Source organism: Candidatus Eremiobacteraceae bacterium, assembly GCA_035710745.1.
Lineage (GTDB): Bacteria > Vulcanimicrobiota > Vulcanimicrobiia > Eremiobacterales > Eremiobacteraceae > JANWLL01.
Map to the genome: position 1 here is coordinate 32,367 of DASTCX010000018.1, position 19,502 is coordinate 51,868.

The 19,502-nt window shown below is 62.6% G+C and carries 19 protein-coding genes; 5 read left to right on the top strand and 14 right to left on the bottom strand.

The genetic code is table 11. The features are described from left to right. Positions 1 to 32 precede the first annotated feature (32 nt). The 12 genes from VFO25_07300 to rho all read right to left on the bottom strand — a co-directional run bounded on the left by VFO25_07300 (position 33) and on the right by rho (position 10,834). A complete protein-coding gene (locus VFO25_07300) occupies positions 33 to 998 on the bottom strand; it encodes an undecaprenyl-diphosphate phosphatase (protein HET9342701.1) in 966 nt (321 codons plus the stop codon). Between the two features lie 242 nt (positions 999 to 1,240). Continuing rightward, positions 1,241 to 1,663, bottom strand: coding sequence for a biopolymer transporter ExbD (locus tag VFO25_07305; GenBank protein ID HET9342702.1), 423 nt, complete (start codon positions 1,661 to 1,663; stop codon positions 1,241 to 1,243). 214 nt (positions 1,664 to 1,877) lie between these two features. Continuing rightward, entirely contained in the window at positions 1,878 to 2,666 is a 789-nt protein-coding gene (locus VFO25_07310) for a TonB family protein (protein ID HET9342703.1), read from the bottom strand. Positions 2,667 to 2,684: 18 nt separating this feature from the next. Further along, positions 2,685 to 3,110 carry a biopolymer transporter ExbD gene (locus VFO25_07315; GenBank protein HET9342704.1) on the bottom strand — a complete coding sequence of 142 codons (426 nt, stop codon included), beginning with the start codon at positions 3,108 to 3,110 and terminating at the stop codon, positions 2,685 to 2,687. 13 nt (positions 3,111 to 3,123) lie between these two features. Next, positions 3,124 to 3,555 (bottom strand): biopolymer transporter ExbD, encoded by a 432-nt coding sequence (locus VFO25_07320; GenBank protein ID HET9342705.1) that lies wholly within the window; start codon positions 3,553 to 3,555, stop codon positions 3,124 to 3,126. An 82-nt stretch (positions 3,556 to 3,637) separates the two neighbouring features. Then, positions 3,638 to 4,363 carry a MotA/TolQ/ExbB proton channel family protein gene (locus VFO25_07325; protein ID HET9342706.1) on the bottom strand — a complete coding sequence of 242 codons (726 nt, stop codon included), beginning with the start codon at positions 4,361 to 4,363 and terminating at the stop codon, positions 3,638 to 3,640. A 245-nt stretch (positions 4,364 to 4,608) separates the two neighbouring features. After that, positions 4,609 to 6,264: a TonB family protein gene (locus tag VFO25_07330; protein HET9342707.1), complete on the bottom strand. Its 1,656-nt coding sequence runs from the start codon at positions 6,262 to 6,264 to the stop codon at positions 4,609 to 4,611. Between the two features lie 83 nt (positions 6,265 to 6,347). Continuing rightward, positions 6,348 to 7,232 (bottom strand): prephenate dehydrogenase/arogenate dehydrogenase family protein, encoded by an 885-nt coding sequence (locus VFO25_07335; GenBank protein ID HET9342708.1) that lies wholly within the window; start codon positions 7,230 to 7,232, stop codon positions 6,348 to 6,350. After that, positions 7,229 to 8,275 (bottom strand): 3-deoxy-7-phosphoheptulonate synthase, encoded by a 1,047-nt coding sequence (aroF, locus tag VFO25_07340; GenBank protein ID HET9342709.1) that lies wholly within the window; start codon positions 8,273 to 8,275, stop codon positions 7,229 to 7,231. Before aroF ends, VFO25_07335 begins: the two co-directional genes overlap by 4 nt. Beyond that, a complete protein-coding gene (gene aroH, locus VFO25_07345; GenBank protein ID HET9342710.1) occupies positions 8,272 to 8,667 on the bottom strand; it encodes a chorismate mutase in 396 nt (131 codons plus the stop codon). Before aroH ends, aroF begins: the two co-directional genes overlap by 4 nt. 10 nt (positions 8,668 to 8,677) lie before the next feature. Continuing rightward, positions 8,678 to 9,415, bottom strand: coding sequence for a pseudouridine synthase (locus VFO25_07350; protein ID HET9342711.1), 738 nt, complete (start codon positions 9,413 to 9,415; stop codon positions 8,678 to 8,680). Positions 9,416 to 9,463: 48 nt separating this feature from the next. Continuing rightward, positions 9,464 to 10,834: a transcription termination factor Rho gene (rho, locus tag VFO25_07355; protein HET9342712.1), complete on the bottom strand. Its 1,371-nt coding sequence runs from the start codon at positions 10,832 to 10,834 to the stop codon at positions 9,464 to 9,466. On the opposite strand from rho, the gene VFO25_07360 reads away from it, so the two are divergent. Next, positions 10,814 to 11,362: a hypothetical protein gene (locus VFO25_07360; protein ID HET9342713.1), complete on the top strand. Its 549-nt coding sequence runs from the start codon at positions 10,814 to 10,816 to the stop codon at positions 11,360 to 11,362. The genes rho and VFO25_07360 overlap by 21 nt on opposite strands. A 208-nt stretch (positions 11,363 to 11,570) precedes the next feature. On the opposite strand, the gene VFO25_07365 is transcribed toward VFO25_07360, so the two are convergent. Further along, entirely contained in the window at positions 11,571 to 12,263 is a 693-nt protein-coding gene (locus tag VFO25_07365; GenBank protein HET9342714.1) for a DNA-3-methyladenine glycosylase, read from the bottom strand. Positions 12,264 to 12,368: 105 nt separating this feature from the next. Between VFO25_07365 and VFO25_07370 the strand changes: the two genes are divergently transcribed. From VFO25_07370 to VFO25_07385, 4 genes are all read left to right on the top strand, one after another. Next, on the top strand, positions 12,369 to 13,391 hold the full coding sequence (locus VFO25_07370; protein ID HET9342715.1) for a hypothetical protein: 1,023 nt from the start codon (positions 12,369 to 12,371) through the stop codon (positions 13,389 to 13,391). A 149-nt stretch (positions 13,392 to 13,540) separates the two neighbouring features. Further along, the gene (locus VFO25_07375; GenBank protein ID HET9342716.1) at positions 13,541 to 16,609 is read left to right on the top strand and encodes a TonB-dependent receptor; all 3,069 of its coding nucleotides are present in this window, start codon (positions 13,541 to 13,543) and stop codon (positions 16,607 to 16,609) included. Between the two features lie 88 nt (positions 16,610 to 16,697). Beyond that, on the top strand, positions 16,698 to 17,633 hold the full coding sequence (locus VFO25_07380; protein HET9342717.1) for a hypothetical protein: 936 nt from the start codon (positions 16,698 to 16,700) through the stop codon (positions 17,631 to 17,633). Between the two features lie 116 nt (positions 17,634 to 17,749). Then, positions 17,750 to 18,898, top strand: a complete 1,149-nt coding sequence (locus VFO25_07385) for an AI-2E family transporter (GenBank protein HET9342718.1) — start codon at positions 17,750 to 17,752, stop codon at positions 18,896 to 18,898. A 95-nt stretch (positions 18,899 to 18,993) separates the two neighbouring features. On the opposite strand, the gene VFO25_07390 is transcribed toward VFO25_07385, so the two are convergent. Further along, positions 18,994 to 19,446 (bottom strand): hypothetical protein, encoded by a 453-nt coding sequence (locus VFO25_07390; GenBank protein ID HET9342719.1) that lies wholly within the window; start codon positions 19,444 to 19,446, stop codon positions 18,994 to 18,996. Positions 19,447 to 19,502 lie beyond the last annotated feature (56 nt).

Genomic DNA, 19,502 nt, shown 5'->3' on the forward strand with positions numbered 1-19,502 from the left:
CCGTTGCCCTATCGACGCGTATCCGCCGGCGATCAGCCGCCGTGGACCCGGCCGAGCAGTATCCCGAGCGTCACGAGACCGAACGCCCAGCAGTAGTATGCGAACGGCGTCAGCCGGTGATCGTTGACGTAGCGCATGAAGAACCGGATCGCGAACATGCCGGTGACGAACGCGACGATGAAGCCGGTGACGATCACGAGGCTCGGTTCCGGCGCCGCGCACAGATTAGCGACGCCGTGCAGCTCCGTCGTCACCGTCGGATCGCACGGTTCCGGCTTGAGGATGCGCAGCATTTCGAACGCGCTCGCGCCCAAGATCGCGGGGCCTGCCAGCAAGAACGAGAAGCGCGCCGCTTCCTCGCGCGTCAGCCCGGCCCACATGCCGGCGACGATCGAGAAGCCGCTGCGCGATCCGCCGGGGAACAACCCGCCGATCTGGCTGAGTCCGACGAGAATCGCCTTCACCCATGAGAGGCCGGCGGCGCCGGGATGATCGTCGGCGCGCCGCACTTCGGGGAAGTACATGCGCGACGATTTCGGATTGAGCTCCTCGTGTTCGACTTCCTCGACCTGCTCGACGGGCCGCCGCTGCATACGCTCGATGAGGAAGAGCGCGAGGCCGGTCACGAGCAAGAAGCACGCCGCGAAGATCGGCAGACTGAAGAGCTGGTCGAAGAACGGTTCGCCGGCTTTGCCGATGAGGAAGAGCGGTATCGTGCCGGCGATGACGAGCAGCGAGAGCCGCTGGTCGGACTTCGTGAACTTGTCGCGGAAGCCGGTGAAGAACCCGACGACGAGCGCCCAGTAGTCTTTCGCGAAGAAGAGAAGCACAGCTAGGAACGTGCCGAGGTGGAGCATGACGACGAAGGGCAGGCTCGGCGGTTTCCAGCCCAAGAGCGCGGAGATGATGAGCGTGTGGCCGGCGCTGCTCACGGGGAACAGCTCAGCCACACCCTGGATGATGCCTAAGATGATCGCATGGACGTACGCGTTATCCAATCGTGCACCCCTGTCACTACGCGAGAAACGCGGACCGACATGCGCCCGCGCCTTCTACCGATAGTGTGTTTCGAGAGCCCCTTCCTAAGCAGGGTACGCACTTTCCTGTGCATTTACGGGGCATCGCGCGAGGGCGACTGCAAAAACGACGTTTTTCCTAGCGGTCGACGTTCCCGGCGGCCTAAGGCGCTATAGGGCGTAAGTCGGCACGACGGTTCATTTCTCGGTAAGACACCAGCGATCTAACGCGTCACGAATCCGACGTCATCGTCGCCCGCTTGTCGTCCGGCGTCGAGTATCTTCACGATCGCGTCGTATTTCGCGTCGGCATCGGCGACGATCGCGATGTGCGTCGAAAGATGCACGCGCTCGTGCGCGGCGACGGCGTTCGCGATGGCTGCGTAAAGACCGCTGTCCGTCGTGGCGACGCCGTCGACGTAGATCGCGCCCGCGCGCGTCACCATGACGTCGATGACGCGCGTCGGATCGATTATCGGCGTAATGGGATTAACAGTACCGGTTAGCTCTTTTTGGAATCCCGGAGGTACTGCGATCGACGTCAGGATCATGAAGACGATAAGCAGCACGAGGAGCACGTCGGTGAACGGCGTGATATTGATCTCCGCCATCACATCGCCATCTTGCCGCGCGACTGCCGACGTCATCTTGCGTGTGAGTCGCGATCGGAGCGGCAAAGGTTCACGGGTTTGAACAAGGGAGCGGTCGACGTTTACGTCGACCGCCGCGGTCGTCCCAAAGAGCCGAGCTTCGCTCGGCCTACTACATTACGAAAGAAAAATCACAAAGAAAAACCGCGGCGGTCGAGATAAATCTCGACCGCTCCCTGATCCTTTTCGCGGTTTGTGTTGTAGGGCGACCTTATTGGTCGAGGCGGAAGTTGTAGACGATCAGGTAGTCGAGCTGGACCGCAACGCCGTTGTACGTTGGCGGCTTGAACGTCGATGCTCTCGCGGCTTTCAGCGCCGCTTGATCGAGAAGCGGATTTCCCGACGATTCCTGGATGACCGCGGCGAGCACCGACCCCGTCGGACCGACGGTGATGCGGACGGTGACATCGCCTTGGATGCTCTCTTCCTTGGCCATGTCGGGATACTCGGGCGCCACCTTGTTGATGAAGACGGCGTCGGTCGCCTCGACCGGGCCTGACGGCGTCGGCGGTGCTGTCGCCGGCGGCGCCGTGCTGGCGGCCGTCGCCATTGCGGTCGGGACGCCGTTCGGATTCCCGACCGGCGGCGGCGTATACGCCTGCTCGGCAGGTCCACCACTATTCGAGCTGCTGTGGCTCTGCACGACGTGCAGCTTGAGATTGACCGGCGGAGGCGTGTTCTTCGGCGGCGGGGGCGGCGTCGGCGTCGGCGTCGGATGCGGCGTCGGCGTCGGCTTGGGCGGCGGCTTGATCAGCGTTTGGACGGTCACTTTTTGCGGCGGCGGCGTCGCCTCTTGTTTGAAATGAGGAACGACGCTCTCACCCAACGATCCTATCGCGAAGTGGATGATGCCGGACGCGATGATGAACGCGATCGACAGACCCGTGATGTAGTACTTCTCGCGCTTCGTGAAAAGCGGAGGCAGCGATTGGCGCTGGCCCGGACCGCCCGGAGGTCCGGGGGAGCTCGGCGAGCCGCTTGTGGGTGGTGTCGTCGACACTCGATGGATCCTTTCGGCCTAGCCGTTCGATGTCGCTGGCGTGCCCTGGATGTGGTTAGCCAGACCGAATTCAGTGAAGCCCGCCGTCTTCGCCGCGTCCATGACGGTGAGCACCGTGCCGTACTTCGACGTCGGCGCCGCCTTGATGATGATGTCGGTCTGGCTGCCGTTCAACTGGTCGAAGTACGCTTTGAAGCGGTCGTAGATCTGTGCCTTCGGGATCGTCTCGGCGCCGATCTGCACCTGGTCCTTCGGGTCGATGATGACGACGATCGGCGACGGCGACACCTTGAGGCGGTTCTTCGCCTCCGGCACCGGCGGCGGCTTGAGCAGCGAGGTGAGGATCATGAAGATGATGAGCAGGACGAGGAGCACGTCCGTGAACGGCGTGATGTTGATCGTCGACATCACGTCTTCTTCGGGGCCCGATCCGACAAGTGCCATTGCTCGCTAGTCCTTACTGCGTGACGAATCCGACGTCGTCGTCGCCGGCCGCGCGCGCCGCGTCGAGTATCTTGATGATCGTGTCGTACTTCGCGTCCGAATCGGCGATGAGCGAGATGTGCGTCGTATAGCCTTGCGCGACGTGCGCCTTGTGATAGGTGACCGCCGAATTGATCGCGTCGTAGATGCCGTTCACCGTCGTCGGATGTCCATCGACGAAGATGCGGTTCGCCGCCGTCACGATCACCTGGATCTGGAAGTGCAACTGGTTCTGCGTGACGTTATGCGGCGTATTGTTGCTCTTCGGCAGTTCCTTTTGGAAGCCGGGCGGTGCGGCGAGCGCGGCGAGGATCATGAAGATGATGAGCAAGACGAGCAGCACGTCGGTGAAGGGCGTGATGTTGATCTCCGCCATCACGTCGCTGTCTTGCCTTGCCGATGTCATGCCCATGGTCTATCGCCTTCTCTGCCGTGAGTCGCCAAAGGACGCCAGATGGTTCATTGCCGGGCGATCCTCGAAGAGCGGCCTAGCTCGCGGGGCCGGACGGTTTCGGCGCCGGCTGGGCCGACGGAGCCGCCGTGCGCTGCATACCCTTCGGTGTGTACAGCTCGGTCGGGATCGGGGCGCCGGTGTTGTGGAAGTGGAGCATCTCGGCGAGCTTGTTCGCGGCGACGATCATCTCTTGGTTGTACGCCTTGATCCGCGATTTGAAGTAGTTGAAGAACACGACCGCGAGGACGGCGACGAGCAGGCCGGCGGCGGTCGTCACGAGGGCCTCAGAGACACCTGCCGCGACGACGGCCGGCGTCGAATTGCCTTTGAGCGCGATGTCGTTGAACGCCCGGATGATGCCGAGGACGGTTCCGAAAAGTCCGACGAACGGCGCGATGACGGCGACCGTACCGATGATCGAGAGGTTCGCTTCGAGCGTGTTCAACTGCTCGAGCAACGCGATCGAGAGCGCATCCGAGATGTCGGCGCGGCTCTTCTCGTGCCGGTACAGACCGAATTGGAGGATCTTCGGCAACATGCCGCGGTTGCGATCGCAAACGGCTATCGCGCCCTTCATGTCGTCCTTGCTCACGCGGTCGCCGATGTCGCGCAGCAGCTGCGCGGGATCGCTGTGTTGGCGCATGAAGAAGAATATGCGCTCGAACACGATGCCGAGTGAGACGATCGACAGAACGAGCAGGATATACATCGCGAAGCCGCCGCGGTTGAGAAAGTCGACAAAATCTTGTAACGGATTCATCTTACGTTGTTACCCCTTCGGTCGACAGCAGACGACCGCGTTTCGCGAGAACCACGGGTTTTAGAGTAAAAAACACAGACGGCGGGCCGACGCCCGTCCGTATGTTCGCACCAAAGTACGACGGCGTCCTATGGAATCCTACCACGCTCAGCGCAGACCAAACGCATGCTACGACGCTCGAACGCGTGTGTGGACGGAGAGTCGGAGCTGCGTGTGCGGGCTCCGACTCGCCTAACGATTCGCGCTTAGGATTGATGGCCGGGCTGATTTGTCTGTTCGTCTCTACCATTGTTGTAACCGGTGAGATCCTGACCGTTCAGCTGCTTGTAGGCGGCGTTGACCTGCTCCATGCCCTGCGAATTGTTTTGTGACTTGAAGATGTCATACGCTTTCTTCAGCGCGGCATCGGCCTGGGTCTTGTCGCCCTTGATCACCTGAGCATCCGCGACGCCAAGCGCGTACCAAGCGTGCGGGTTGTTCGGATCGGCCTTCGTGGCCTCGTCCGCGTACTTCTGCGCTTCGGAGGCGAGATTCGCATGGCTCGTGCTTTGCGCGTTGAGGTAGTCGATGGCGATGCTCGCTTCGTAGGCGGCCGCCTGGACGGGCGTCGCCTTCGCTGTGAGCTGCGCCATGCCGTTCGACACGGTCTGCGTATCGCCAGCGGCTGCGCTCAGCTGAAGCATGCCGAATTGAGCGTCGAGGTTTGACGGATCGATCGAGAGCGCTTTCTTGTACGCATCGTGCGCCGCCGCCGTGTTGTTGTTCGCCATGTACATCTCGCCGATCTGCGTCGGCCAAGCGGCATTTGTCGGGTCGAGCAGCTCGAGCTGGTTGAGCGGCGTGATCGCTGCGGCGAAGTTGCCCGAGCGGGCGTAGTAGCTGAAGAGATATTCGTACGCGAACAGGCCGTGCGAGTTCGCTTGTTCGGCGCGGTTGATGTCGGCCATGCCGTTCGTCCGGTCGCCCTGCGACAGCTCGGCGTTGGCCTCGTCAGCGAGGATCCGCGACGTCACCATCGAGCTCGATTTGTTGTCGAGCGACTCCGCCTTCTTCAACGTCGTGACCGCGTTGGCGAAGTCGCCGAGCGACGTCTGCGCCTCGCCGAGGAGGATGAAGTATTCAGACGACTTCGGGTCGAGGTTCGTCGCCTTTTGCGCGTACTGCTGTGCCAGCGCGCTCTGGCCGTTGTTCTGCAGCAAGAAGCCGTAGTTGAAGTACGACCCGGCAGCGATGTTCTGGAGCTCGACGTGCGGGTCGAGTTTGAGCGCTTGATCGAACGCATCCGACGCGCTCTTGTACTTGTCGAGCGCCGTCGCCTGATTCGACCCGGCGTCTTGATAGAACGCAAGTCCTTGATTGGCCCAAAGCTTCGCGTTCGTCGGCATGAGCTGCGTGCCGGCCTCGTATGTCTGCTCCGCTGCCGAGTAGTTCTTCGCGAGCAGATATTGATTGCCGATCGCTAGTCGGGTCGCCACGTCTCTCGGGTTCGCGGCGAGCTTCTTTGCGAGCGTCGACGATGCGCCTTCGTCCTGGGCGACGCCGGTGAGCGTGAAGCGATACGTCACGTCGTAGAAGCCGACGGTCGGTGTCGTACCGCGCGTCGCGGGATTGTACGTCGACGCTTTTGCGGCCGTCACGACGGCGTCGTCGAGATCCTTATGACCGGACGACTTGAAGACGATGAACTGCTTCGGCTTGCCGTCGGCTCCGACGAGGACCTTGAGCACGACGGATCCGATCTCGTGCTTCGCTCGTGCGGTATCCGGATAGACGGGTTGAACGCGAGTCTTGAAGGTCGGAGGCGTGTAATAGGTGACGTCCGCTCGTGCGGCGGGCGAGTAGGCGGCTAAGCAAGCCGCGGCCACGGCGACGGCGGCGATCCGCCTTGCGATGTTGCTCATTGGACTCCTTGCGGGTTTTTGATTCTGGCCGATATGAACGGCGCGTTGAATTTAACGTAAAAAGTGGGTCGATGATTCTGCGACTAGTCGGCCACAACCCGCCTGCGGGCCGAGCCGGCTTTGGAGAATAGTCGTTCCATCGCCCGTACGTCGGCCTGCCGAGCGGCGCTGGTGACACGCGCTGTCACGCGCTCGAGCGCCCGCAGGCAGCGGACGATTTCGCCCCGGTTCGCATCGATGGCGGGGCGCCAGATGTCGTAGGGCGACAGCGCGAGGCGTGTCGTGTCTGCGAACCCGGGGCCGGCGAGCAGCGCCGCCTTTCTCCCGCCGATTTCGGTGGCGGCCAAGACGAGCGCGATCGACGCGAGTTGGGGCAGTGCGCTCATCGCGGCGACGGCGCGGTCGTGCGCCGATGCGCTCATCCTTAATCCGGTGCCGCCCACTCGTTCGACGAGCGCCGACGCGCGCTTGAGGGCATCGCGAGAACGGACGTGCGGCGGCACGACGAGTGCGAACGGCCGGCCGGTGAAAAGGGTCGCGTCGGCATTGCGCGCTCCGCCTTTTTCTCGACCCGCCATCGGGTGCATGGAGACGTAGGCGACGTCCGGCCGCCGACGCAGAGGGAGCCGGACGGCGCGAAGCATCGGGCCTTTCACCGGAGTGACATCGAGGATGAGCGCGCCCTTAGCGGCGGCGCGGATGACATGCGGCGCTAGATCGAGGGCCGCGTCGAGCGGGGTGCCAATGACGACGACGTCCGCCTCGCGCACCGCTTCTTCCATAGAAGCGGCGATTTCGGTGATGCCGCGACGCTTCAGGGCTGATCGCGCATTTGAGGGACGCATGTCCCAACCGACGATGCGAGGCCGCGGCGGTCGAGATGAATCTCGACCGCTCCCAGATCTTAGAGCGAGACCGAGCGAGGCTCCGATGAGACCCGTGCCAAGGATGGCGACGGTCGATCTCACACCGGCGCCGTCACGTCCGACGCCACCGGCCGTCCGACCGCGCGCGCGACCGGGCGCAGCCCATCCATCATGGCCGCGAAATTATCGAAGGTCAGCGACTCGAAGCCGTCCTTGAGCGCCTCTGACGGATTCGGATGGACCTCGATCATGAGTCCGTCGGCACCGGCAGCGATGCCCGCGCGCGCCATCGGCGTCACGAGATCCCACTTGCCGGTGCCGTGACTCGGATCGACGATGACGGGCAAGTGCGTCAGCTGCTTGACGAGCGGCACGGCGTTGAGATCGAGCGTGTTGCGCGTCGCCGGTTCGAAGGTGCGAATACCGCGTTCGCACAGGATGACGTCATGGTTGCCGCCCGCGTAGAGGTACTCGGCGGCGAGTAGCCACTCTTCGATCGTCGCGGAAAGCCCGCGCTTGAGCATCACCGGTTTGCGCGACTTGCCGCATTCCTTGAGCAGATTGAAGTTCTGCATGTTGCGCGCACCGATCTGGAGGATGTCGGCGTATTCTTCCACGATCGGAACGTCGCGCGGGTCGAGCACTTCGGTGATGACCGGCAGTCCGGTTTGCGCTCGCGCTTCGGCTAGGATCTCGAGTCCGTCTTTGCCCATGCCTTGGAACGAGTACGGCGACGTACTCGGCTTGTATGCGCCGCCGCGGAGCAGCGTCGCGCCGCAACTTTTCACCCAATGCGCGGTGTCGACGAGCATGTCGCGGCCTTCGACCGTGCACGGTCCAGCCATGACGTGCACCGCGTTCGCGCCGATCTCCGTGCCGTTGGACAATCGAACGACGGTGCCGCCTTGCATACCTTCGCGGCTGACGAGCTTGTACGGCTTGCTGATCGGCATGACGCGCTCGACGAAAGGCAGTCCGCCCAGCTGCGCCGCCAGCGTCTCTTTGTTCTCGCGAACGCCGAGCACGCCGATGATGAGTTTTTCGGCACCTTGCGAGACGTTCACGCCGAAACCCATCGCGGTGATCTTGTCGACGACCGCCTTCGTCTGTTCCGGCGTCGCACCGGACCGCATCACGACGATCATCGAACTGTCGTGCTCCCCTCTCGTTGTTGTGCGCCCTCGAGGTCGGGTCGGAGCGACCTCGCGCCGTCGAGGTAGACGTGCCGGATCGCGGCTTGCGCGACGTCGACGTTGACGAGCATCATGACGCGCACGCACTTGTCGAGCCGGCCGGGCACCGACATCTCGTGACCGCAAAGCAGCGGAACGTCGTGCCAACCGAGCTCGCGCGCGGCCGCTGCGGGGAACTCCGCTGTCAGGTCGGGCGTAGTCGTGAAGAAGATCGCGCCGATGTCTTCCACCCTCACCGCGTTACGTTCGATGATCTCGCGGAGAAGACGGCTCGTCGCCGCGACAATCGCCTCTCGCTCGTTCCCGGACGCCGTGATCGCGCCGCGGATACCTCGTGCTGCCATGTGGGCGCTTTCATTCTGTGGGCTGAACGGCCGCCCTTTTTCGACGCTTCAGTCTCGTTTCAGGCGGCGCCGATAGCGTTCGAAGGCGTTCGAGCGCGACGTTTTCGGTTTTGGTCGGCATACGAGTCGCGCCCGGTTTCAGACCACCAAGCAACACAGGGCCGAATCGGATCCGCTCGAGATCGATGACGCGTAGGCCGCGGTTCGCGCACATGCGACGCACTTGTCGATTTCGACCTTCGCGGAGCGTCATCGAAAAGGAATGCGTGCCGTCGGCGTTCGCGCGGATATCGCGCGCGCCGAGCGCTGATTTCGACTGCCCGGTCAACGTGCCGCTCGCGCGCACACGATAGACCTTTTCGACGCCGAACGACGGATGCGTAAGAACCCGCGCGAGTTCACCGTCCGTCGTGCAGAGAAGGACGCCGGTCGAATCGGCATCGAGGCGGCCGACTGGGAAATAGCGCGGTGATCCAGGGAGAAGCTGCGCGATGCTAGCGCGCCCGCGTTCGTCGTGCATCGTCGTGACGACGCCGCGCGGCTTGTTCAAAACGAGCGTGTCGAGCCGCGCCGCCTGTCGCGCGATGTTGCGACCGTTGACCGTCACGCGTTGCGTGGTCGGGTCGATCGTCTCGCCTAGACGCGCGACGCGCCCATCGACCGCGACAACGCCGCTTTCGATGAGCGCATCTGCCTTGCGCCTTGCGCATATGCCGCGCTCGGCGAGGTACTTGTTGAGCCGCGTCACGGCGCTATCAGACCGCTCGCCGAGCTTCGCTCGGCATACCACACCAGACTAGCGGTCGCCGTCGCCTGACATCGACATCGCTTCTTTGGTGACCGACTTGAGGAACGCTTCGTTCGAGTCGGTGCGCCGGAAGCGCTCGAGGATGAGTTCGGTCATCTCCTGCGTGCCGAGCACCGCGGTGGCGCGGCGCAGCATGACGACCTTGCGGAGCTCGATCTCGCTGAGCAGGAGCTCCTCGTGACGCGTGCCCGACTTCTTGATATCGACGGCCGGGAAGATCCGGCTGTCGGCGAGCTTGCGCACGAGATTGATCTCCATGTTGCCCGTGCCTTTGAACTCTTCGAAGATGACGTCGTCCATCTTCGAGCCCGTCTCGATGAGCGCGGTCGCGACGATCGTCAGGCTTCCGCCTTCCTCTATATTGCGGGCCGCTCCGAAGAAGCGCTTCGGGCGATGGAGGGCGCTCGTGTCGAGGCCGCCGGAGAGGGTCCGCCCGGTCGCCGGCATCACCTGGTTCCAGGCACGCGCGAGACGGGTGATCGAGTCGAGCAGGATCACGACGTCGTGACCGAGCTCGACGAGCCGCTTGCAGCGTTCGAGGGTCAGCTCGGCGACGGCGGTGTGGTTGTCAGGATGTTCGTCGAAGGTCGAAGAGACGACCTCGCCTTCGATCGACCGGCGCATGTCGGTGACTTCTTCGGGCCGCTCGTCGACGAGCAGCGCGAACAGGTCGACCTCCGGGTGGTTGGCCGCGATCGCATTCGCGATCTTCTTGAGCAGCGTCGTCTTGCCGGCTTTCGGCGGCGACACGATGAGCGCGCGCTGTCCCTTGCCGATCGGGCAGAAAAGGTCGAAGACGCGCCCGCTCATCTCGAGCGGCGACGTCTCCATCTTCAGCCTGACGTCGGGATAGACGGGAACGAGCTTGTCGAAAACCGCGCGACCGCGGAGCGATTCCGGGTCTTGACCGTTGACCGCCTCGACTTTGAGGATGCCGTGGTACTTCTCGTTGTCCTTCGGATCGCGGATCTGTCCGGCGATGAGGTCGCCCGTGCGAAGCTCGAATCGGCGGATCTGGGATTGCGAGATGTAGACATCGCCCGGACCAGGGCGCATGTTCTCACGCCGCAAGAAGCCGTAGCCTTCGGGTAAAATCTCGAGGACGCCGGTGGCGAAATGGAGTCCGGCCGCTTTTGCCTGCGCCTCGAGGATCGGGAACACGATGTCGCGCTTCTTGATTCGCTGGAGGTTCGGGATTTCGAGGCTCTTCGCGAGCTCGATGAGCTCGGTGCGGGTCTTGTCCTCGAGCTCCTTGACGGAGAGCAAGTTCATGACGGTGCCGTCTTTGCCGACGTACGTCTTCGGCGAATTGTCGTAACGCTCGACCGGCTGCTGCTGTTGCTGCCGCGGCACGAACACTCTGCCCGGCTGCCGGTTGCCGCGATCGAAACGCCCGCGGTCTCGGTCGCCGCGATCTTGGCGGTCGTAGCGCCCCCGGTCTTGGCGATCCCGGTTATCGCGGCCGTCGCGGTCCGGACGTTCGACGCGGTCGTGCCGCTCGTAGCGTTCCGGCCTCTCGACGCGCTCGGGGCGCTCGCGCTCGATGCGATCGGGCCGCTCGCGCTCTACCCGCTCGACGCGATCTTGGCGGTCTCCGCGATCTTGGCGCTCCTGGCGGTCGTAGACGCGCTCCACGCGCTCTCGGGGTTCGCGGGGTTCGCCGCGATCTCGCTGATCGTAGGCACCTTCGGCCTCCGCGTCACGCGGCTCTCGATCGTCGAACGCCGACGTCGTTTCTGCGCGCCCATCGCTCTCCGGCGCCTCGTCGGTATCATCCGAGACGGGGCGGATGCGCGCGCGGCTGACCGGCCGTCCAGGTCGAGCGGGGCGCTCTGGCCGGGGCGAATTTTCGAAATCGTTGTCTTCTTGCACTGTGACCTGCTTTGAGTCTATGGAAGGTGAGGCGAATGAGGGTGGGGCGTGTTGAGGATGAAGCGGCTCGCCCGGATCGGGCCTACGCTCGAGGCTTTAGGACGCATGACGAATGACAAGACGAACCTTGGCGACGCTCGTGCCGATGGTGATCACGTTAGGATGTTGTGATTGAAGCGGATGAACCGGTGCCGTGTGCTTGCGACCGGTCTCGCTTTCGTCACTATAGCATATGGCGCGAGCGTCCGTCAACGTTGACGCGCGACACATCGCTCGCCGGCCGCCCTCGGCGATGGGCCGAAATCGCCTTGCTGTCGGCATCGAAAAAGCGCAACGGCCACTCGCGGGCGACGGTAAGCCCTATTCGGTGGCCCTCGAAGAGCCGCTTCGGCTCGGTGCCCTTCGCGATGCGCAACTCGCCGACCGCGAGATCGACGCCGTCGAGCGAGCGATCGATCGCGAGCGCGCGGCACAAGTTCCCTGGTCCGCTCGCCAATCTGACGTCGTCGACGCCCGGCCTTCGGGCGCGCATCGTTTCGATTCCACTGACGGGCTCGGCGGCACGGATCAGCACGGCTGCGCCGATCCCGGGGCGCTCGGTTGTGACGTTCAGACAGAAATGATTTCCATAGATGAAGTAGACGTACGATGTGCCGGGGCGCCCGAACGCGCTCGCGTTGCGTTTCGTCGGACCGCGATACGCGTGACACGATGGATCGACGAGCGGCAAGTAAGCTTCCGTCTCGACGATTCTTACTGCGATCTTGCCCGAGCGCTCATCGCCGTCGAGCGGCTCGCGGATCAGCAGCGCTCCGACGAGCCGGCGGGCGACGGAAATCGTCGGCCCGTAGAAATCGAATGGGACCTCGCGCGCTGGGTCTTGACGGCCGTCGTGTTTTGCGTGATGATTGCGCAACACAGGGACCGGCTTCGCTCCGCTAGGTGAAGTGGTTCGCACGTTCGCTTTTCGGCAGCGCGTTCATCATGTCGGCCGGCCCTTGCTTTGAAGAGGGGCACCATCATGCTGACGACGGCGTTTCGCCCGCACCGCGCGTATTCGCTCCTCGAGGTCTTGCTGACGGTCTCACTCCTCGGCATGCTGCTCTTCGCGATCGCATATGCGGTGACGCATGCGCTTGCGACCACCGCGCTCGATGTCGGCCGCAACGGCATCGCGAGATCGGCCGACGAGCTCGCCGGCCGGCTGTCATCCGAGGCGCGCAGTTCCACCGCTGTGTTCGTCCCCTCGAGCGATGTGTACGGTCGGCCGAACGACGATCCGAACGGCGGCCATGAGGTCGACTTCTTTCGGAAGGCGTCGGACGGCACCGCGACCTTTGTTGCCTATAGATACGACCAAGCCTCAGGCGAAGTCGACAGATTTGAGTACAATCCGATAACGGGCGGCCCACCGAATATTCTGAACCAGGACGTGGTCGCGACAGAGGTTTCCGCATTCGCGGCGACGTTTCATGAGGCATCTTCGGTGCCGGGAATCGTCGGCGGTGCCAACGCGAAGCCCGTGCACATCTATTATGGATCAGCTTCTTGGTCAGGTGGAAATGGTATCGTAACGGTAAGCGTAACCGCTGGTGCGAGCGGCGGGCTACAGCAGCATCTCGATGTCCATCTTGCGTCGCGCGCGGCACCGACGGACGTGTTGGTTCTCGTCGCTCCCGGATCGCCGCCGCCGTCACCCTCACCGAGTTCTAGTCCAATTTTAGTCGGTTTTAGCTTACACTCCGCACATCCGCATGGACCAAACCACCAAGGAGGTGGCGGTGATGGCGATCCCGGCGGCGGCCTATGGGGTCCAGGAATACCCGGAACGGCATGGTTTACCGGAAACGGTGTCGGCGCGTCGGAGGATTGGCAGTCGTTGTATAGCCAGTTCAACATTGTCCAAGACGGAACGTATAATTTCAAAGACTCGAATGGCAATGCCGAGTCAGTGACAATATCATGTGACGGCTCGTGTCCGCCATTCATACCAAATCCGATCGCGACTGATGGTCCGACGGTCATTTTTCATACTGCCAACTAATGGGAGGATAAGCCGGAACCCATTCGAACCGCCCCATAACCAGCTTCCGACATGCGGGTTACGCCGCGCGCCTTGGACGGTCCCAAAGGACCGCAGCGTGGCGCGACTCGGGTGGCTGGTGTTCTTGCCATTGAGGGAGGAAATCTCGAATGCCCAAGTTGATGCGGGCTTTGATGGCGGTTGCAGCGGGTGCGCTGCTGGTCTTCGCAGGTCAGGAAACACGGGCTCTGGCTGCTGCGACCACCGGCGCGATCGCGGGCACCGTCACCGATGCCTCAGGACATCCGCTTGCAAACGTAGCGGTCTCCGCCGTCTCGCCATCGATGACGGAGAAGACGACAACGGGTTCCAACGGATTCTACGCGCTCCAGGGCTTATCGCCGGACACGTACACGGTTACGTTCACGCTCGAAGGTTACCAACCGCAACAAGTGCTGGGGCTGACGATCGTGCAGGGCGAGTCGTACACGCAAAGCGTCAAGATGCAGAACGAGGCGAAGGTGATCGGCACCGTCGCAGTTCGCAGCGCGACGTCGCTCGTGCAACCGAAGGCACCGGCCGACACCTATACGGTCAATCCACAACAGATCCAGAACATCACAGGCACGCCGCAGAATATCTCCGAGACGGCGCTGCTCGATTCTCTGCCTGGTATCACAACCGATAATGCCGGTTACCCGGTCATTCGCGGCGGTGCCGAGAACGAAGAGGGTTACGAACTTCAAGGCGTCGATGCAACCGACCCGATCACGGGCCAGTTCATCAACAGTCTCAGCCTCGCCGGCGAGTCGTCGGTCGTTCTTTCGACCGGTGGTTACGACGTCAGCGCGGGCAACACGAACGCCGGCGTCGTCAACGAAGTCATCAAGCGCGGCACATACCCTGGTGAGGGTGAGATGACCGCGACGGTGAACGCGCCGAACTTCGACCACCGCTTCGCGTTCGATTACGGCAATGCGACGGCGGACAACCGCTTCAGCTACTTCTTCGGGTTCAACGGCCTTCGCCAGTTCCGCGTCTACGGAGACACGAAGACGTTCCTGCCGCGGCTCGTAGGCTCTGTCGGTGATGCTTCCGGCAACATCGACACGACGAATATGTTCTACCGCTGGGGTACGAACAACGCGAACGAGCTCGAGTACATGGGCGAAACGGGCGCCAGCGTCTTCTACCTGAACTACGGGATCAACCCAAACAACACGCCATACGCGACGTTCAATCAGCTCGTCCAGCTCGATACGGGAGCGAACTGCACGGGGCCGGGCTTCACGCCGCCGTGCACCGGAGGCGCGGTCGAATTCACCACGCTCTTCCCCGGCCAGACAGCGCTTTCGCAGAACACTGGCTATCCGGACAACGAGAACAACGTCCACACGATCGAGAAACTGAACTACAAGCGCCAATTCAGCGCTTCAAGCTTCGGCGACTTCTTCGTGTTCCGGACGATCGAAGCTGACGTTTTCCTGTTCCCGTGGGACGGCGGAGCGTTCGGCGACGAGTTCGAGCACAACGTCAACAACAATCTTGGCCTCTCATTCGACTATACGAATCAGTTCAATTCGCAGCACGAAGTTTCGTTCGGCGGAGAAACGATCTACACGCAGTCGAAGTACGACCTTGGGCAGCCGTCGTTCGAGGCTTTTGTCTTCCCCGCTCTTGACCCGCCCGGCAGCTTCTCGCCGTGCGGCCAACCAGCGGGCACGGGTTGCTTGCCGCAGCTGACAGGGCTCGTCAACGACCCTCTCCATAGGAGCAACTTCTGGATCCAAGACAAATGGACCCCGACCGACAAATGGACAATCCAACCCGGTTTGCGCTGGGATGGTGAGCGGCTCGATATCCCTGCGAATGCCGCGGCCCAAAACCTGTCACTGACGACCGACGCGAGCGGCAACGTTCTCGAGGTCCCCGGCCCGCCGCTAACCTCTGACGTGACTCGCCCGACGCAGGTGAGCCCGCGTCTAGCGATCAGCTTCCAAGCGAACGCGACAAACACGTTTCGCATGTCCTACGGCAAGAACATAGAGTTCACGCCGTTCTCGAACATCGAGTTCAAGTGGAACGGTAACCCCGCAACAGCGTCGTTGCCGATTCCGAACTTCATCTTCGGAGGCCCCCACGCGCCTGGATTCAGTCCTACGTGCGTGCTCGGTCGCGATCCTCAAAACAACAATGCACCGTGCAACGGTATAAAGAACCTCTATCAATTGAATCAGGACCTCTTCAACTCGTCGTTCTTCGCTCAGTACACGCCGGTGCGTCCGCAGCGCGCGACAAATGTCGACGCGTCGTGGGAGCATGACTTTGGGCGCGGATTGCAGCTTAAGATCACGCCGTATTACCGTAAAGGCGTCGACTACGTCGTCGCCAATACGCCGTTGCTGCTGACGTTGCCGGACGGCACGCCAGTCTTCGGCTCGCCGCGAGAAGAAAATGCCGGCATCAACATCAATACCGGCGTCGAATTCTCGCTGCAGAAGCTCGCGACGTACGGCTGGTCGGGCTTCATCAACGCGACGTACGACAACACGCTCGCCAACTACAACAGCGACTTCTTCCCGTCGGTGAACAACGCGGCGCTGGCACTTGGACATATGTTCCATGTGTCGTACCTCGCCCCGGTCACCGGAGCGTTCAACCTCAGCTACGACTCGCGAGGCGGATTCCATGCGTCGGCGGAAGTCCCGTACGAGTCCGGTTATCGCTACGGCGTCGGTACACACACCTTCGTGTATATCACGAACGCGCAAGGCAAGCTCGTACCGATGGAGGTCCTCAACACCGATCTCGCGGCGACGTCGCTCGGCCTCAATGCAAATACGAGCGCGTACTACTTCACGGACCCGGCCAATCCGGGAACTATCGCCAACCCGAACATCACCGGCTCGCGCGGTACGCCTGACGGCACCGATCCGGGGACGCTCAAAGGCCCGGCGATCGCGACCCTGAACCTCTCGCTCGCGCACGACATAGGCACGAACGGGATGGAGGTCGGATTCCGCGTCTCCAACTTGTTCGGCAACTACACCGACGCGGTTGTGGGTAGCAACTCGCGCTACCGCAACAACGGCCTCGGCGGCTACGGCAGCACATCGGGGACGAACACCTTCAACCCGATCTACGAGCCGTATCAGTACCCCCGCAGCCCGCTTCCGTTCGAGAACGAAGCAACCGGACCGGCGAGACTGTGGACCTTCTTTGTGAGCAGTAAGTTCTAAGAGAAGGCCGCCTCCGTCGTCGAGCGGGCCCTCCGGGGCCCGCTCGATGGCCCGGTTTACAACACACGTGAGAAAGGAATCAACGGAGATGCGCAATTTCGGCGCAGGGATCATCGCGATGCTGTGCCTCGTCGCGATCGCGGGCTGCACGACGAACAAGTCTATCGCCAACATCACGACATCATCGAACAAGATGCAGCTCGCCGTCGGCACTATCAACGATAGCGCCGGCACGCTCGGGATCGGCGGGGTGTCGCTGAACGTCGTCACGACGTTCCGCAACTCGCTCGGCAACTCGGCGTTCATCCACCCAGGCTTCTATACATTGACCGGTCCTAGCGGCACGATCGTCACCCCAAACCCATCGAACCCGTGCGATCAGCTCTTCGTTTACGGCGATCTGCCGATTGGTTGCGAAGCCGACAGCATCGGCGACGCCATCGTCGGTGTTCCTCCGGCGTATACACCGCCGAGCTCGGTCCTCGGATACCCCATGGGCTTCATCCAGACGGGTGCGGCGGCGAGCGCCGGAGCCTATTCGGTTTCGACGATAGTCACCGTCAACGGGCAGAACGTCACCTATACGGCTAACGCGACGTTGAGCCCGATCGTCATGGCGAACGCGACCGGCGTCACCAGTTTCGCTTCCGACGGCAAGGGTGGTGGCACGTTCACGATCGGAAATCCGCTGAAGGCGAAGCTGAAGCTGCACCATCACGGCTTCGTACCGGTGAGCGAGTATCTCATCCTCGTGAGCAACTCGGTCATCAGTTCGTCACCGCTTATCGTCGCGGCCGTCGAGACGACAAGCACGACGGCGACGATCGTCGGCACGGGCGACTGCTCGAGCAGCGTCGGTGGCATCCCGATCCCGTGCGGCGGTAACAACGCCTACGTGATCGACGCCGACTACCCGCTCGTCGAGGACGGGCCGCCAGCCAGCCATGCACAGACGCCTCAGCTCGACGGGCCTAACGGTTCGGCGGATATCAGCGTCTCGCCGATCGCAGGCATCACCGAATAGACCATCCTCGGTAGGACAGCACATGGGCGGCGCAGCGGCGCCGCCTTTTTCTTTTTGCAACTCGGGCGCACGCAGACGAGTAGGCACAACAGCGCGGACGGAGAACGCGCGCGTTTATGGGTGACGACCGTCTAACCCGCAACCTCAAGGTCCTCGGCGTCGTGGCGCTGAGCCTGGCGCTCGCCGCGGTCGCTTACTTGTTCCTCGCGAAGATCAAACTCGTCGTCATCATCCTAATCGCAGCGACGTTTATCGCGTATCTGCTCTATCCCGCGGTCGTCTGGCTCCAACGCCGGCGCTTTCCACGCTGGGCCGCGATCACCGTCGTTTACATCGCGCTCGCGGTTCTCATCGGTGCAGGCCTCGCGTACATTGGACCGGTCGTGACGGACGAGGCGCAACGCCTCACGACCGATACGCCGAAGCTGCTCGCCGAAACGCGCGATGCGATCGTCAACGCGAACAACAACCTGCTCGCGACGATCCCCGAGTCAGCACGACAGTCTGCGGTCACGTCGCTCGACAACCTCGTGTCGCAATTCCAATCCGTCGCCGCCGACTTCGCCGGTCAGGCCGTGCGCTTCGCGGCGAGCCTCGCAGCCTTCATGACGGCGGTCATCTTGGTGCCATTGCTCGCGTTCTATATACTGCTCGATATCGACCGCTTGCGCGAAACGATCGTCGGGCTGTTCCCACAACGCCATCGCGAGCGGGCGCTCGCCGTGCTCGCGGATATCGACTCGGTCGTCGGCGGCTTCGTCCGCGGTCAGATAATCGTCGGCGCGATCGTCGGCGGCCTCGTAACGGTCCTGCTGCTCATCTTCAGGATCAAGTACGCGTTGCTCATCGGCGTCTTCGCCGGCGTCGCAGATCTCGTGCCGTACGTCGGCGCGTTCGCCGGTGCGATTCCGGCGGTGCTGCTCGAGCTCTTCAATGCCGGCCCCGTTTGGGCGCTCATTCTCGTCGGTGCCTTCGCGCTGTTGTATGAGCTCGAAGGTCACATCATCGCACCGGCGATCGTCAGCCAACGCGTCGGGTTGACGCCGCTCGTGGTCATCGTCGCGATCCTCATCGGCGCGGAGGTCGGCGGCATCGGTGGCATGTTCCTATCGGTGCCGATCGCGGGCATCATCCGCGTCTTGACCCGACGCTTCATGCACCCGCAAGTCGTCGTGCCGACGCAGCCGCTTGCGCCGATCGAAGAAGCGGTCGAGTCGACCGCCAGCGCTGAAGACAAGCCGCGTATCGAAACGGCGACAAAGTAGAGTCTCTTCTCAATGGAAAGGCCGCGGCGGTCGAGATAAATCTCGACCGCTCCCTTCATATCGAATAGACCGCGGCGGTCGATTCTGTTTTTGGGTTAGGCGACGCTTTGGTAGACGGTCGACGCGAGCGCCGATGCTTTTGCGCGCAGGGCGGCGAGGCGCTGCGCGGGCACGGCGATGATCCTCGCGCTCGCGAACTCGTTCAGCTTGCAGCCGAGGATGATGTACGGAAGCGTGAGATCGCGATGCGGGTCGGTGCGGCGCTGGATCTCTCCGACGACCGCTTCGTCGTCGGTCTGCAAGAGCACCCGGCGGACGTCGAGCGAACGCAGCCGTTCGAGCGCGCTGATGAGACCAGCGTAGGTGTACTCGTGCCCCTTTTGCGAGGGCATCTCGTGGACGGCGAACGGGATGAAGTGCTCGACCGCGGTGCCAGACTCGTCGATGAGCGTCAGCGCGGCGAGGCCGCGGCCCGGGCCGCAACGCAGGGTCGCGACGAGCGCTTGGCAGTCGCGGCGGGTTTTTCGGGTCCTCTCCAGGGTCTCCATGATGGTAAAAGTATATCGAACATGTGTTCGAAAGTCAAACGAACGTCCCGCTAAAA

Excerpts from the sequence above, each read along its gene's own strand:
- VFO25_07305 (HET9342702.1), bottom strand. The coding sequence starts at position 1,663 with ATGACGTCGGCAGTCGCGCGGCAAGATGGCGATGTGATGGCGGAGATC.
- VFO25_07320 (HET9342705.1), bottom strand. The coding sequence starts at position 3,555 with ATGACATCGGCAAGGCAAGACAGCGACGTGATGGCGGAGATCAACATC.
- aroH (HET9342710.1), bottom strand. The coding sequence starts at position 8,667 with ATGGCAGCACGAGGTATCCGCGGCGCGATCACGGCGTCCGGGAACGAG.
- VFO25_07380 (HET9342717.1), top strand. The coding sequence starts at position 16,698 with ATGCGCAATTTCGGCGCAGGGATCATCGCGATGCTGTGCCTCGTCGCG.
- VFO25_07315 (HET9342704.1), bottom strand. The coding sequence starts at position 3,110 with ATGGCACTTGTCGGATCGGGCCCCGAAGAAGACGTGATGTCGACGATC.
- VFO25_07385 (HET9342718.1), top strand. The coding sequence starts at position 17,750 with ATGGGTGACGACCGTCTAACCCGCAACCTCAAGGTCCTCGGCGTCGTG.
- VFO25_07330 (HET9342707.1), bottom strand. The coding sequence starts at position 6,264 with ATGAGCAACATCGCAAGGCGGATCGCCGCCGTCGCCGTGGCCGCGGCT.
- aroF (HET9342709.1), bottom strand. The coding sequence starts at position 8,275 with ATGATCGTCGTGATGCGGTCCGGTGCGACGCCGGAACAGACGAAGGCG.
- VFO25_07370 (HET9342715.1), top strand. The coding sequence starts at position 12,369 with ATGCTGACGACGGCGTTTCGCCCGCACCGCGCGTATTCGCTCCTCGAG.
- VFO25_07390 (HET9342719.1), bottom strand. The coding sequence starts at position 19,446 with ATGGAGACCCTGGAGAGGACCCGAAAAACCCGCCGCGACTGCCAAGCG.
- VFO25_07325 (HET9342706.1), bottom strand. The coding sequence starts at position 4,363 with ATGAATCCGTTACAAGATTTTGTCGACTTTCTCAACCGCGGCGGCTTC.
- VFO25_07375 (HET9342716.1), top strand. The coding sequence starts at position 13,541 with ATGCCCAAGTTGATGCGGGCTTTGATGGCGGTTGCAGCGGGTGCGCTG.